We start from the raw sequence: 14,522 nt of genomic DNA, 5'->3' as shown, positions 1-14,522 counted from the left end.
GGCGAGCTGGCCGTCGCGCGGTCGGGGCGGCGGCGCCTGGCCCTGCTCGGCCACGCCCGGCCGGCGGCGGCCGGGCGGCTGCCCGCCCTGCTCGCCGGCCTGTCCCCCACTCCGGACCTGGACGCGGCCGCCCGTGCCGTGCCCGGCGCGTTCCACCTGGTCGCCTCCATGGAGGACGGCCGCGTGTGGGCGCGCGGCACGCTGTCCACGGTCTGCCAGCTCTTCACCGCGCGGATCGGCGGCGTCCCGGTGGCCGCCGACCGGCCCGACACGCTCGCCGCGCTGAACGGCACGGGCGTCGACGAGGAACTGGTCGCGCTGCGGCTGATCGCGCCGTACGCGCCGTACCCCCTCGGCGAGCGCTGCCTGTGGCAGGGCGTCGAGGCGCTGCCCGCGGGGCACCGCCTGCGGCTGGACCCCGGCGGTCACGCGGCGGTCGGCGGCTGGACCGCCCCCGAGCCCGAGGTGCCGCTGGAGGAGGGCGCCGCGCGGGTGCGCGAGGCCCTGCACGAGGCCGTCACCGCCCGTACGGACGGGGGCGGCACGCTGAGCGCCGACCTGTCGGGCGGCATGGACTCCACCAGCCTGTGCTTCCTGGCCGCGGCCGGCCCAGCGCGCCTGGTCACCTTCCACTGGGCGGCCGGCGACGCGGCGAACGACGACCTGCGGTGGGCCGACCACGCCATGGCCGCGCTGCCGGACGCCGAGCACCTGGTGTACGCCCAGAGCCGCGTCCCCCACATGTACGCCGACCTCCCCCAGGCGGACGGCGACCTGGAGGCTCCGTTCGTGGCCGCGCGGGTGCACGCGCAGCTGCGGCACCTCGCCGCGGAGGTCGCGGCGCACGGTTCCACGCGGCACCTGGTCGGCGACGGCGGTGACGAGCTGTTCTTCGGCCTGTCGGCGTACCTGCACTCGCTCGCCCGCACCCGCCCCCTCACCGCCGTACGGCACGTGCGGGCGGCGCGCGCGATGCTCCGATGGCGGCTGGCGCCCACGGTCAGGGCCCTGCTCGACCGCGCCTCGTACACCGAATGGCTCGCGGCGGCGGAGCGGACGCTCACCACCGGGCTGCCGCCCACGTCCGCCGCGCTCGGTCTCGGCTGGGACTCGGTCGTACGGCTGCCGTCCTGGGCGACGCCGGAGGCGGCGGAGTCGGTGCGGGTGCTGCTGCGCGAGGGCGCCGAGCCGCTGTCCCCGCACCGCGGCCAGCACATGGCCCTCAACAGCGCCCGCAAGAACGGCGACGGCGTGCGCCGCGCGGGCCGCCTCTCGGCCCGCGCCGGCGTCTCCTGGCACGCCCCGTACCTGGACGACCAGGTCATCGAGGCTGCCCTGGCGGTACGCCTGGAGGACCGCCTCGTCCCCGACCGCTACAAGCCCGTGCTGGCCGCCGCCATGCGCGACATCGTGCCCGGCGCGCTGCTGGGCCGGCCGACCAAGGCCGAGTTCAGCCCGCTGGTGTTCGAGGGCCTGCGCCGGCACCGCCGGGAGCTGCTCGACCTGTGCGACGGCATGCTGCTGGCCCGGATGGGCCTGGTGGACGCCGGCGCGTTCCGTTCCGCCCTGCTCGGCCTGCACACCTCCTCGCGCCGGCTCCTGCTCCTCGACCGGACGCTGTCCTGCGAACTGTGGCTGCGTTCCGTCGCCGCCGTCCCCGCCACCACCGGAGAGGCCCGATGACCTTCGCTCTCGCACCCCATGTCACCGCCACCGAGACCGCGCACGGCATGGTCCTGCTGGACGCCCGCCGCGGAACGTACTGGCAGCTGAACGCCACGGGCGCGGCCGTCCTGCTGGCCCTGACCTCGGGCACCGACCCCGCGTCCGCCGCCGCCGGCCTCACCGCGGCCCATCCGGAGGCCGCGGCGACGGCGGCGGCCGACGTGACCGCATTCCTCACCACCCTCCGGGAGGCCGGCCTGGTGACGGGGGGCGCGGCGTGAGCGTGCGGGTGGTGCTGGAAGAGCGCGGGCGGGTCGGGCTCGGGCGGCGGATCGCGGCGCGGACGGCCGTGGCCGCGGCGCGGGGGCTGGTGCGGCTGCCGCCGTGGAGGCTGCGGCGGGTGCTGGAGGCGGCGCGGCGCGGGGCCCGGCCGGCGACCGTGGACGAGGCCGCGGCGGCGCGGCGCGCGGTGGTCGCGGTCAGCGTGCTGTGCGCGGGCCAGGGCTGCCTGCCGCGCTCGGTGGCCACGGCACTGCTGTGCCGGCTCGGCGGGTCGTGGCCCGACTGGTGCACGGGGGTGCTCACCGAGCCGTTCCGCGCGCACGCCTGGGTGGAGGCCGAGGGCGTGCCCGTCGGCGAGGACACCGGGCACTACCACAAGGTGATGACGGTGCCGGCGCGCGGGGACGGGCGGTGAGCCTGCTGCCGCCGGCCGCCGCCGGCCTCGCGATCGCGGCGCGGTACCTGCTGGCCGCGGTGTTCGCCGTCGCCGCGTACGGGAAGGTCCGCCGCGCCCGCGGCTTCGGCAACTTCGTGACGACCGTGCGGAAGCTGACCGGGCTCGCGCCGGAGCGGGCGCGGCGGGTCGCGGGGGCGGTGGTGGCCGCCGAGATCGTGACCGCCTGCCTGCTGGCGGTGCCGCCGGCCCTCCCGGGGGCGCCGGCGGGGCCCCTGCTGGCGGCCGGGCTGCTGGCCCTGTTCACCGCCGCGGCGCTGCGCGCCGTCCGCGCGGGCGTCTTCACCGAGTGCGGCTGCTTCGGCCGGTACGGATCGGTGATGGGCTACCCGCTGATCGTCCGGAACGTGCTGCTGCTGGCCGCGGCGCCGCCCGCCGTCCTCGTGACCCCGTCCGTGCCGTGGCCCGCGCTGGCCGTCCCGGCGGTCGCCGGGAGCGCGGTGGCGCTGGTGTACGTGCGGTTCTACGACGACGCCGCGCGGGCGGTGCTCGTCCGGCTGGTCGGGCGGCCACGCACCCGGCCCGACGAGGAGGCGGGACGGTGAGCGCGGCCGGCGCGGAGCGGCCGCCGTCCGGGCGGGAGCTGGCCGCGGCCGTGGCGTTCGCGCTGGGGCTGTGCTGGAAGGCCGACCGGCGGCGGTTCGCCGGGATCGTCGCCGCGCAGGCCGTCACCGCGCTCGGCCTGGCGGCGGTCGTGCTGCTGGCCAGGGACGTGCTGGGCGCGGCGGTGGCGCCGGAGGCCGGCAACCCGGCGGGCGACGGGCGGCTCATCCCGGCCGTCGCGGCGATGGCCGCCGCCGGGTCCGCGGGCGCGGTGCTGCGGATGGTCGCCCAGTCCCGGCAGCGGGTGCTGGCCGCCGCGTTCGACCGGCGCGCCACCGGGCTCGTCCTGGACCGCGCGGTGGCCGCGGACCTGGCGGCGTTCGAGCGGCCCGCCTTCCACGACCGGCTGGAGCGCGCCATGTTCGCCTCCCGCGTCCAGCCGATGATGCTGATCGGGCCGCTGTTCGCGGTGCTCCAGGCGGTCCTGGGCATGGCGGCGGTCGGCGCGGCGTTCGCGGTCATGGCCTGGTGGCTGGTCCCGTTCGCCGCCGCGGGCATGGTGCCGCTGCTGCGGGCGGCGCGCCGGGAGCGGGACGCCGCGTACGGGCTGCACCGCGAGCTGGCCGAGGACCGGCGCCGCCGCGAGTACCTGGAGCGGCTGCTGACCGGCCTGGCCGAGGCCAAGGAGGTCCGCTCGCTGGGGCTCGGGCCCGAGCTGCGCCGCCGCTGGGAGGGCCGCTACGAGGGCGAGATCGGCCGGCTCACCGCGCTCTACCGCTTCCATCTCCCCCGCAAGGTCCTGGCGCGGCTGGCCGGGGACGCGATCACGCTCGGCGTGATCGGCGCCGTCTGGTGGCTGGTGCTGTCGGGGCGGCTGGCGCTGCCCACGGCGCTGGCCGCGCTCACCGCGCTGTGGCTGCTGTCGACCCGGCTCCAGATCATCGGCTCGATGCTGAACAACCTCGGCGCGTCCGTCCTCTACCTGCGCGATCTCAAGGCGTTCGCGCAGGAGGCCGAGGAGCCCAGGGACGCCGAGGAGCCCGGGGAGAGCGAATGCGTGCGGGGGCCGGCCGGGTCCTTCGCCGGGGTGCGCGCCGAGGGGATCTCGTTCACCTATCCCGGCTCGGCGGCGCCCGCGCTGCGCGACGCCGGCGTGACGCTGGCGGAAGGCGAGATCGTCGCGCTGGTCGGGGCGAACGGATCGGGCAAGTCCACCCTGGCAAAGATCCTCGCCGGGCTCTACCGGCCCTGCTCCGGGGCCGTGCTGCTGGACGGCCGGACGGCGGACCCGGCGGAGCTGCGCCGCCTGTCGGCCGTGGTCTTCCAGGACTTCCTCCGGTACCGGCTCACCGCCGCCGACAACATCGCGTTCGGCCGCCCCGGCGAGCCCGCCGGGATCGGCGACGTCCGGCACGCGGCGCGCATGGCCGGCGCCGACGGGTTCGTCCGGCGGCTCCCGGACGGGTACGGCACCGTCCTGAGCAAGGAGTTCTCCGGCGGGGAGGAGCTGTCGGGCGGCCAGTGGCAGAAGCTCGCGATCGCCCGCGCCTTCTACCGGGACGCGCCGTTCGTCATCCTGGACGAGCCGACCGCCGCGCTCGACCCCGAGGCCGAGGAGGAGCTGTTCGGCCGGATCCGGGAGCTGTTCGCCGGCCGGACCGTCCTGCTGATCTCGCACCGGTTCTCGTCGGTGCGCAACGCCGACCGGATCTACGTCCTGGAGCGCGGCGCCGTCATCGAGCACGGCACCCACGAGGCGCTGATGGCGCGGGACGGCACGTACGCGCGCCTCTTCCTCACCCAGGCCGCCGGCTACCTGGACGCGGCGGCCGGCTGACCCGGCCCGCCGGGCGGCTCACCAGGCGCCGAACGCCCGCTCCCCGTTCTCGGCGATGGCCGTGCACAGCTCGGCGACGTCGACACCCTTCACCTCGGCCATGAACCGCACGGTGTGCGGGATCAGGTACGAGGCGTTGGGCTTGCCGCGGTGCGGGATCGGGGTCAGGAACGGCGCGTCGGTCTCCACCAGCAGCAGGTCGAGCGGCGCGGCGCGCAGCGCCTCGCGCAGCGGCTCGGCGTTCTTGAACGTCACGTTGCCCGCGAAGCTCATCAGGTACCCGCGCTCGGCGCACACCTTCGCCATCGCCGCGTCCCCGGAGAAGCAGTGGAACACGACCCGTTCCGGCGCGCCCTCCTCCGCCAGGATGCGCAGCACGTCGTCGTGGGCCTCCCGGTCGTGGATGACCAGGGCCTTGCCGGTGCGCTTCGCGATGGCGATGTGCGCCCGGAACGAGCGGTGCTGGTCCTCCTTGGGCGCCCAGTCGCGGTAGTAGTCGAGCCCGGTCTCGCCGATCGCCCGCACCTTCGGGTGCGCGGCCATCAGCTCGATGTCGTGCAGCACGGCGTCGGTGATGCCGGTCGTGTCGTTGGGGTGGATGGCCACGCCCGCGTACACGTGCTCGTACTCGTCGGCGGCCTCCACCGCGAACCGGGAGGACGGCAGGTCGCAGCCGATCGTGACGATCCGCGCGATGCCGGCCGCCCGGGCCGAGGCCAGCGCCTCGGTCACCGGGGTGTCGGCCATGTCGAGATGGCAGTGGCTGTCGAAGACGTCGACCGGCAGCCGCTCGGGCAGCGGCGGGAACGACCGCGACGCCTCCCCGCCCGGCCCCTTGCTCACTGGGCGCCCCCGGCGTCCGCGGCGCCTGCCGCGCCTGCCGCGCCTTCTTGGAGGCGGGCGAGCTCGTCGTCCACCACCGAGGCGTCCAGCTTCTTGAACAGCGGCACCGGCTTGGCCAGCGGCAGCCCCACCTTGATCGGCCGGGACTCCCAGACGGCCTCGGTGTCGTAGTCGCCGGTCAGCACCGGGTAGTCGGGGCCGCCGTCCTCCGACACCGTCTCGATCCGCGGCATCCCGCTCCACACGCCCTCGCCGCCGAGCATCTCGTACACCTTCTGCGACGAGGCCGGCAGGAACGGCGTCAGCAGCGACTTGGCGTCGTCGACGACCTGGAGCGCCACGTGCAGGATCGACTTCACCCGCTCGGGGTCGTCCTTGAGCTTCCACGGCGCCTGGTCGGACAGGTAGCGGTTCGCGTCGCGGACCACGTCCAGCGCCTCGGTCGTCGCGTTCTTGAACCGCGACCGCTGGAGCTCGCCGCCGACGGCGGCGAACGCGTTCCGGCTGCGCTCCAGCAGCGCCCGGTCGGCATCGGTCAGCTCGCCCGCCGCCGGGATCGCGCCGAAGTTCTTCGCGGCCAGGTTGACCGACCGGTTGACCAGGTTGCCCCAGGCCGCGACCAGCTCGTCATTGTTGCGGCGGACGAACTCGGCCCACGTGAAGTCGGTGTCCTGGTTCTCCGGGCCGGCGACCGCGACGTAGTAGCGCAGCGCGTCGACGTCGTACCGCTCCAGGAAGTCCTTGACGTAGATGACCACCTGGCGGGACGAGGAGAACTTGCGGCCCTCCATCGTCAGGAACTCTGATGACACCACCTCGGTCGGCACGTTCAGCGCGCCGAGCGAGCCCGGCGTGCCGCCCTTGTCGCCCTGGCCGCTGTAGCCGAACAGCATCGCCGGCCAGATCTCCGAGTGGAAGACGATGTTGTCCTTGCCCATGAAGTAGTACGCCAGGGCGTCCGGGTCCTGCCACCAGGCGCGCCACGCCTCCGGGTCGCCCTTGCGGCGGGCCCACTCCACCGACGCGGAGAAGTAGCCGATCACCGCGTCGAACCACACGTACAGCTTCTTGGCCTGGTTGTCGCGCCAGCCGTCCAGCGGGATCGGCACGCCCCAGTCGAGGTCGCGGCTGATCGCCCGCGGCTGGAGGTCGTCCAGCAGGTTCAGCGAGAACTTCAGGACGTTCGGCCGCCACTCCCCCTGCTTGCCGCGCAGGTAGCGGCCCAGCACCTCGGTGAACGCGGGCAGGTCGAGCATGAAGTGCTCGGTCTCCACGAACTTCGGCGTCTCGCCGTTGATCCGGCTCACCGGGTTGATCAGGTCGATCGGGTCGAGCTGGTTGCCGCAGTTGTCGCACTGGTCGCCGCGCGCGCCGTCGTACCCGCAGATCGGGCAGGTGCCCTCGATGTAGCGGTCGGGCAGCGTCCGGCCGGTGGACGGCGAGATCGCGCCCATCGTGGTCTTGGGGAAGATGTAGCCGTTGTCGTACAGGCCCTTGAACAGCTCCTGCACCACGGCGTAGTGGTTGCGCGTCGTGGTCCGGGTGAACAGGTCGTACGACATGCCGAGCCCGTGCAGGTCCTCGGCGATCACCCGGTTGTAGCGGTCGGCCAGCTCGCGGGCCGTCACGCCCTCCTTGTCGGCCTGCACCTGGATCGGCGTGCCGTGCTCGTCGGTGCCGCTGACCATCAGGACCTGGTTGCCCGCCATCCGCTGGTAGCGGCTGAACATGTCGGCGGGCAGCGCGAATCCGGAGACGTGCCCGATGTGACGGGGCCCGTTGGCGTACGGCCAGGCGGGCGCGGTCAGGATGTGTCGGCTCGACGAGGACATACCCCAAGACTAGAGGGCCGACCAGGGCCCCTCGAACGCATATCGGCACCCGGGCAGGGCGCGCCGCCCGATAGCCTGCATTCCGTTCCCACACCCCCACAGGCGAGGTTTGTTCAGGCATGGCCCAGACCACGGTGCGCGAGCCGGCCGTCGACGAGGCTCAGGCCCGCACCGGGCCGCTGCGGGGGCTGGCGCGCCTGCGGCGGCGCCGGGTGGTGTGGCTGTCGGCGCTGGTGGGCGCCTGCGGGGTGCTGGCCCAGTGGGTGGTCAACCCGCCGCCGCTGTACTTCGACCCCTACTACGTGTGGCTGGGCGCCGAGTCCTGGCCGGACGTCCCGCTGGACCGGTGGCCGTTCAGCGAGGTCCCGCACCAGGTGACCCGGCTGGGGCTGGTGCTGCCGGCGCGGCTCGTCCAGGAGCTGCTCGGCTCGGGCCAGGCCGCGTACTTCACGGTCGCGGCGCTCGGCGGGGCGCTGTTCTTCGTGGGCTGCTACCTGGCCGTGCGGTCGCTGTTCGGGGACGTGGCCGGGGTGGCGTCGGCGCTGCTGCTGATCGTCCACCCGTTCTTCACGATGACCAACCCATACGGGGTGGAGGTCACCTGGTCGGCGGGCGCGGTGCTGCCCGACATGCCGGGGGCGGGGCTGTTCGCGTTCGGGATGGCGGCGCTGGTGGCCGCGTCCCGGCGGGAGGGGCGCGCCCAGACGCGGCTGCTGGTGGCGGCCGGCGTCTGCTTCGGGGCGGCGTTCCTGGTCCGCGAGTTCGTGGCGTTCCTGTTCCTGGCGATCCCGATCTACCTGGCGCTGCTGCGGATCCCGTGGCGGCGGAACGTCACGGTCGGCCTGCCGATGGTGGGGATCCTGGCCGCCAACCTGATCCACAACCAGGTGGTGTGGGGCGACCCGCTGGCCGGGCTGATGTCGGCGGCCGGCCACGGCGGCGAGTCCCGCGATCACGTCACCCGCGTGCTGGCGCTGCGGTCGTTCGAGCGGGCGATGGCCGACTGGCACTGGATGGGCTGGGTCTTCGTCGCCGCGCTCGTCCTGACGGTGATCGGCTGGCTGGTGACCCGGGACCGGCGGCTCGCGCTGTGCCTGGTGTGGTTCCTGGTCCTGTGCGTCCCGCTGACGGTCCTGTCGGGCGTGATCGACCCGCACAACATCAAGCTGCGCGGCTGGCTGCTGCGGTACTGGTTCGCCGTCTTCCCGGCGCTGCTGGCGGGCGGGTCCGGCGCGCTGGTCCTGCTGGCGAAGCGGATCCCGGACGGCTTCGCGGCGCGGTTCCGGCTCCGCACGGTCGTCGCGCCCGCGCTGGCGGCCGTGCTCGCCCTGACGTACGTCGTGGCCGCCGTGCGGACCGTCCCGCTGCTCCCGCGCGACAAGGCGTGGAACGAGCTGCGCGTCTACCTGAAGGCCCACGACGGCGACATGCCGGTGCTGTGGGCCGACCGGCGACTGGCGCAGACGGCGACGTTCTACACCCGCTCGATGTGGGGCGACGTGCTATGGCACGGCCGGATCCGCGACTTCGAGCATTCCTCCGCCAAGCTGCCGCCCGAGTCGTACGGGCAGCCGATGCTCTTCACCCGCTGGCGCGGCCAGGAGTCGCAGATCCTCTACGGCTACCGGCCCAGCGCGGAGGCGGGCTGGAAGCGCATGTGGCGCTCCTCGGACGGCGTCCTGGAGATCTGGGGCCCGGCGAAGTAGCCCTCAGCGGCCGGCGATGTCGTCGCGGCCGCCGGACGGGCTCCGCCACGCCACCCAGTCGCCTTCGGGCGAGCGGCGGCTGTCCACGACGCGCCACCCGTTGGGGGCGTCCTTCCAGCTGGCGGTCGCGGGGACGTTCTCCGGCCAGTGCAGGACGACCAGGTCGACGTTCCGCGGCGGCGGCGTCCAGCGGGCGTCGAACAGCGTGCCCTTGCTGTCCCAGGCCCAGTAGAAGAGGCCGAGCCGCACCGTCCAGGGGACGTTCCAGTCGACGGCGATCGAGCGCTGGGCGTCCAGGTCGGTCTTGCCGCGCAGGTCGGTGTACGCGGTGAGGTTCTGGACGAGCGGCCGCGAGATCTGGGTGGTGGCCGTCGTCACCGCCGCCACGTTCACGATCACCAGCAGGCCCGCCAGCACCGCGGGGCCGTGCCGGGGCAGCCGCGCGGCGATCAGCGCCAGGCCGAGCAGCACCAGCCCGGCGAGCGTGGCGTGCCAGAGGTGGAACTCCGACCAGTTCCAGGTCAGGAACGACACCTCGGGGAAGTCGAAGAGCGTGTAGGTGTACTCGCTCAGCAGGTCGCCCGCGTACCACTGCACGACGCCCGCGCCGGCGACGGCGAGGGCCGCGGTGGCGGCGGCCGTCCGCAGCACGGTGCGGAGCGTGGCGCGCAGCAGCACCGCCGCGCCGACCACGAACAGCACCGGCGTGACGCAGGCCAGGTAGCGGCCGTAGACGTAGTTGCCGATGCGGTACTCGACGGGCAGCGCGGCGGAGGTCGCGAACGCGATGCCCGCGATCGTCGCCAGCACCGCCAGCGACAGCGCGCGCAGCCGCGGCGGGGTGCCGCGGCGGACCGCCACGACCGCGATCGTGACCAGCCCGATCCCGGCCAGCCCGCCGGTCGCGACGATCTGGTACCAGACCTGGCCGGTGCCGAGCGACAGCACCCAGCCGTACCCGTCCACGGTGGTCAGCCGACGGGCGAGGTTGCCCGACAGGTCGTTGTCGCCGCCCGGGTACAGGGCCGGGAGCAGGGAGTCGTTGAGCAGCATGCCGGCGCCCGCCACGGCGCCCATCGCGGCGGTCGCGACGGCGGCCGAACGCCAGCCGCGCCAGCGGAACGCGACGGCGGCCAGCACGATCCCGGCGTGCACGATCAGCAGGATCGCGCCGCGGGTGTGGGACGCGTACACGTACGCGACGGTCATCGCGGCGGCCGCGCCGTACAGCGTCCGGCGCGCCCGGGACGTCTCGGGCCCCGCGGTCAGCCAGGAGTGCGTCAGCAGCAGCCAGCCGAAGACCGCGACCGGCAGCACCGCGTCGGTCAGCACGAACTCGGCGAAGAACAGCACGCAGGGCAGCAGCGCGGTGACGTGGCCCATCGCGTACGACCAGTTCGGCGCGACCCTCAGGCGGCGGAGCATCAGGTACGCCAGCGGCAGCATCGCGGCGCTGATCAGCGCGTTGATGACCAGGCAGATCCGGTAGACGGTCACCGGGTCGTCGGCGAGCCAGAACGCGGGGAGCAGCAGCAGCGCGTACCCGCCCCGGTAGACGGTGCCGTACGACATGTCGGCGCCGGGACCGCCGTCGATCACCCGGGCCGCGAACAGGTAGCCCGCTTCGTCGGGCGTGGCCACCGGCATCGTCTGCCCGGACGCCAGCCACAGCCGCACGGCGACCTGCGCCACCCAGCCGAGCAGCAGCAGGAGCCCCCAGTGCCCGAGGCGCCCGGTACGCCCGGAGGCGGCGTCCGGGCCGGCGTCGCGCGCCGTACTCCGGGCCGCGCGCAGGGTCGTGGCCTGGGGACTCATCAGGGGCCGGGGTCCGGGAGACCGGCGGGCACGGGCGATAGATCCATCAGCGAGTCAGCCTGTCACACCCCGGCGCACCGGCTCCGTCCTGCTCAGCGAACACTCAGCAAGTTGTCGGCTACCGCGCCGGTGGGTGACGGCGTCGTTCCCTTCCGTGAGCGACGGGGCGCGGCCGGGGGCCCGCCCCGTGGTGGAGGGAGGCGCCGGGCCGCGCCGGGCTATTCGGCCTTTTCCTCGATCTTCTTGTCGGCGCCGGCCTCGGTACCGACCTCGACCTTCTCGCCGACCTCCGCCTTCTCGACCTTCTCCGCCTTCTCGGCCTTCTCCGCCTCGGCGGCCTCCGCGGCGACCTTGTGGGCGGCGGCGTCGACGACGCCCGCGGCCTCGTCGGCCGGGTCGTACGCCGGCGGGTGCTGGCGGCGGCGGATGCTCAGGATGCTGGCGAACAGCGAGGCGAACACGGCCTGGAGGCTCATCACCAGCGCGGTCGCGGACGGGACGACGATGCGCAGCGACTCGCGCGGGTCCAGCTCGCCGAAGTTGTTGACCCGCCAGTGGAACAGCGAGGCGGCCAGGCCGGCGACACCGGCGACGGCGAGCAGCCCGCCGAGCACGAGTCCGCGTTCCAGGCTCCACCAGCCGAGGATCTTCTGTACCCTCCGATCATGCGGCAGGAATCCCTCCTGCATCGCGTAGACCTTGGTGAGCAGCGCGAAGAGCGCGGCCTGGAAGCCGATCACCATCGCCGCTCCCGCGCCGACCAGCGTGTCGACGTCGAAGGCGATCTCCCCGACCCGTACCGGACCGAACGACAGTGCGATCCCGGCGATCAGTCCGAGCGTCATAAAGACGAGGCCCGGGATCAGGAACAGCCAGCGCGGGCTGTAGAGGAGGAGGAAGCGCAGATGGCGCCAGCCGTCCCGCCAGGTGTTGAGATGCGGCGCGCGGGTCCGGCCGTCCGGGGAGAGCGTGGTCGGGACCTCGCGGATGTCGTACTTGGCGAGGGTGGCCTTGACCACCATCTCGCTGGCGAACTCCATGCCGCCGGTCTGCAGGCCGAGCCGCATGATCGACTCCTTGTTGAAGGCCCGCAGCCCGCAGTGGAAGTCGCCGATCTTGCTGCCGAAGAAGAGCCGGCCGACGAAGCTCAGCACCGGGTTGCCGAGGTAGCGGTGCAGCGGCGGCATGGCGCCGTCGGCGATGCCGCCCTTGAACCGGTTGCCCATCACCAGGTCGGCGCCGTCGCGCAGCTCGTCCAGGAACGGGCCGAGCGTGGTGAAGTCATAGGAGTCGTCGGCGTCGCCCATCGCGACGTACGTGCCGCGGGCGGCGCGGATGCCGCCCATCAGGGCGTTGCCGTACCCCTTGTCGACGACCGGCACCACCCGCGCGCCCGCGTCGCGGGCGAGCTGCTGGCTGCCGTCGGTACTGCCGTTGTCGGCGATGACGACCTCGCCGTCGATGCCGTTCTCCTCAAAGAAGCCGATGGTCTTGCGGACGCACGTCTCGACCGTTTCGGCCTCGTTCAGACACGGCATCACTACGGAGAGTTCCACGCGATCTCCTTCGTTACCCCTGGTGACCGTCTGCGGTATTTTCCACTAATCTCGTCATGTTCCGCCGGGCGGTCGGCCGTTGTTCATGATGCCTGCCCGGAGCGATCGATGCGCACGGCTCTCAACAAGAGCGTCAGTATCGTGTTGCGTACTTGCAACCTGAAGACCCGCTCTGTCACGGCCGTAGGCGGCAGGCTAGAGGGACAAGCATACGGGCATGGCGGCCCGGAAAGGTTGGGTCGGCTTTGACGCGCGCCGCAGAACGCAGTGCCACCGAGTCGGGGGGCGCCGAGGAAAGCGCCGGTCGGGACGGCGACACGCCGAAGGCCGCGCGTTCCGGTAAGGAATGGCCCGCGCGCGCCGCGCGCCGGGTCCGGACGGCGGCGCGCGCCCGTGCCGCGGCCACCGCCGGACGGGCCGCCGCGACCCGCGAGTCCGCCGTGCGGGCAGGGCGGGAGTTCGCCGCCGACCCGGGCGGGAAGGTGCGCGAGGGCAGCGCCCGGTTCTGGGCGCTGAACCGCCGACACCCGTTCTTCGCTGTGATCCTCGCCACGGCCGCGCTGCTGCGGGCGGTGTCGATGCTCGCCTACCAGCCGGCGATGTACTTCAACGACACCTTCGACTACCTGCACGTGGCGATGAAGCCGTACCCGCACCCGCTGCGGCCCGACGGCTACTCGTTCCTGCTGATCCTGCTCAAGCCGTTCCACAGCTTCGCGCTTGTCGTCGCCGTCCAGCACCTCATGGGGCTGGCGATGGGCGTCATGGTGTACGCGCTGCTGCGCAAGAAGTTCGGGCTGCCCGGATGGGGCGCCGCGCTGGCCACCACGCCGTTCCTGCTGGACGCGTACCAGATCCAGCTGGAGCACCTGATCCTGTCCGACGTCCAGTTCATGTTCCTGGTGGTCTGCGCGGTCACCGTGCTGCTGTGGCACGACCGCCCCACCTGGAAGATCGCCGCCGCGCTCGGCCTGATCATCGGGATGGCCTGGCTGACCCGCTCGGTCGGGCTGCCGGTGCTGATCGGCGTGCTGGTCTACATGCTCATCCGGCGCACCGGCTGGCGGATGATGGCGGTCACGCTGGCCGCCTGCGCGCTGCCGGTGGTGGCGTACGCGGGCTGGTACAAGGCCGAGCAGGGCAAGTTCGCCATCACCGAGAGCAACGGGATCTTCCTGTACGCCCGGGTCTACAAGTTCGCCGACTGCCACGAGATGGACTCGCTGCCGACCGAGGAGATCCCGCTCTGCACCGAGCCCGAGACCCGGCTGCCCCTCTCCCAGGCCGGCATCTGGGACGCCGCGTCGCCGCTCAACCGCTACACCGGCAAGCGGTTCGGCCCCGACCAGAACAAGGTCGCCAACTCCTACGCCAAGCGCGCGATCCTGTCCCAGCCGGTCGACTACCTGAAGGTCGTCGGCTACGACTTCCTGCGGGTGTTCCGCTGGGACCGGACGGTCTTCCCGGACAAGGCGACGTACCAGCAGTACGAGTTCGGCGAGAAGTCCAGCGCGCTGCCCAACTGGCGGATGGACCAGGACAACACCGCCGCCGACGAGGCCGTGGCGTACGAGCAGGGCCGCGCCCGGACCCGCGTGGTCGAGCCGTTCGCCGGGTTCATGCGGGTCTACCAGGACTACTTCTACCTGCGCGGCACCGGCGTCGGGGTCATCCTGCTGATCGGCCTGGCTGGGATGGGCGTGATGTGGCGGCGGCTGGGCGGGTCGGCGTTCCTGCCGTGGTCGCTCGGCACCGGGCTGCTGCTGGCGCCGGCCGCGACCGCGGAGTTCGACTACCGGTACGTGCTGCCCGCCGTGCCGCTGGCGTGCCTGGCCGCCGGCATGGCGTTCTCGCCGGAGGCGCGCGGACGGTTCACCGTCCTGCTGCGGCGCCGGTCCCCGGCCGTGGCTGCGGCGCCCGAGCCGCCGGCGGAGCAGGTCGAGGAGAAGATCCCCGAGCCCGCCGCCAACTAGCCGCCGGCCCCGGACG

Annotated in this window: 11 protein-coding genes; 7 read left to right on the top strand and 4 right to left on the bottom strand. The window is 73.5% G+C overall.

Going from position 1 to position 14,522, the window contains the following annotated elements:
• The 5 genes from AB0881_RS19235 to AB0881_RS19215 all read left to right on the top strand — a co-directional run.
• Window positions 1-1,683, top strand: a 1,683-nt coding sequence (locus AB0881_RS19235; RefSeq protein ID WP_366618288.1) for an asparagine synthase-related protein, incomplete at its 5' end; no start/stop codon positions are given.
• Window positions 1,680-1,946, top strand: coding sequence for a lasso peptide biosynthesis PqqD family chaperone (locus tag AB0881_RS19230; protein ID WP_366618287.1), 267 nt, complete (start codon window positions 1,680-1,682; stop codon window positions 1,944-1,946). The genes AB0881_RS19235 and AB0881_RS19230, both read left to right, overlap by 4 nt.
• On the top strand, window positions 1,943-2,362 hold the full coding sequence (locus AB0881_RS19225) for a lasso peptide biosynthesis B2 protein (protein ID WP_366618286.1): 420 nt from the start codon (window positions 1,943-1,945) through the stop codon (window positions 2,360-2,362). The genes AB0881_RS19230 and AB0881_RS19225 overlap by 4 nt, the downstream gene beginning before the upstream one ends.
• The gene (locus AB0881_RS19220) at window positions 2,359-2,946 is read left to right on the top strand and encodes a MauE/DoxX family redox-associated membrane protein (RefSeq protein WP_366618285.1); all 588 of its coding nucleotides are present in this window, start codon (window positions 2,359-2,361) and stop codon (window positions 2,944-2,946) included. The genes AB0881_RS19225 and AB0881_RS19220 overlap by 4 nt, the downstream gene beginning before the upstream one ends.
• Entirely contained in the window at window positions 2,943-4,781 is a 1,839-nt protein-coding gene (locus AB0881_RS19215) for an ABC transporter ATP-binding protein (RefSeq protein ID WP_366618284.1), read from the top strand. The genes AB0881_RS19220 and AB0881_RS19215 overlap by 4 nt, the downstream gene beginning before the upstream one ends.
• Before the next feature lie 18 nt (window positions 4,782-4,799).
• Here AB0881_RS19215 and AB0881_RS19210 read toward each other — a convergent pair whose 3' ends face one another.
• Both AB0881_RS19210 and metG read right to left on the bottom strand, forming a co-directional pair.
• Window positions 4,800-5,624: a TatD family hydrolase gene (locus AB0881_RS19210; RefSeq protein WP_366618283.1), complete on the bottom strand. Its 825-nt coding sequence runs from the start codon at window positions 5,622-5,624 to the stop codon at window positions 4,800-4,802.
• On the bottom strand, window positions 5,621-7,456 hold the full coding sequence (gene metG, locus AB0881_RS19205) for a methionine--tRNA ligase (RefSeq protein ID WP_366618282.1): 1,836 nt from the start codon (window positions 7,454-7,456) through the stop codon (window positions 5,621-5,623). The genes AB0881_RS19210 and metG overlap by 4 nt, the downstream gene beginning before the upstream one ends.
• Before the next feature lie 119 nt (window positions 7,457-7,575).
• Here metG and AB0881_RS19200 point away from each other — a divergent pair, with 119 nt between their 5' ends.
• On the top strand, window positions 7,576-9,162 hold the full coding sequence (locus AB0881_RS19200) for a glycosyltransferase family 39 protein (RefSeq protein ID WP_366618281.1): 1,587 nt from the start codon (window positions 7,576-7,578) through the stop codon (window positions 9,160-9,162).
• Window positions 9,163-9,165: 3 nt separating this feature from the next.
• Here the strand turns inward: AB0881_RS19200 and AB0881_RS19195 are convergent, their stop codons facing one another.
• Together AB0881_RS19195 and AB0881_RS19190 are read right to left on the bottom strand one after the other, a co-directional pair.
• A complete protein-coding gene (locus AB0881_RS19195) occupies window positions 9,166-10,977 on the bottom strand; it encodes a hypothetical protein (protein ID WP_366618280.1) in 1,812 nt (603 codons plus the stop codon).
• Window positions 10,978-11,195: 218 nt separating this feature from the next.
• Window positions 11,196-12,533 (bottom strand): glycosyltransferase family 2 protein, encoded by a 1,338-nt coding sequence (locus AB0881_RS19190; RefSeq protein WP_366618279.1) that lies wholly within the window; start codon window positions 12,531-12,533, stop codon window positions 11,196-11,198.
• A gap of 245 nt (window positions 12,534-12,778) precedes the next feature.
• Here AB0881_RS19190 and AB0881_RS19185 point away from each other — a divergent pair, with 245 nt between their 5' ends.
• Entirely contained in the window at window positions 12,779-14,506 is a 1,728-nt protein-coding gene (locus AB0881_RS19185; RefSeq protein WP_366618278.1) for a phospholipid carrier-dependent glycosyltransferase, read from the top strand.
• Window positions 14,507-14,522 lie beyond the last annotated feature (16 nt).

It is taken from the genome of Spirillospora sp. NPDC029432 (genome assembly GCF_040703975.1).
GTDB lineage: Bacteria > Actinomycetota > Actinomycetes > Streptosporangiales > Streptosporangiaceae > Spirillospora.
This window is presented reverse-complemented; position numbering and strand designations above follow the sequence as displayed.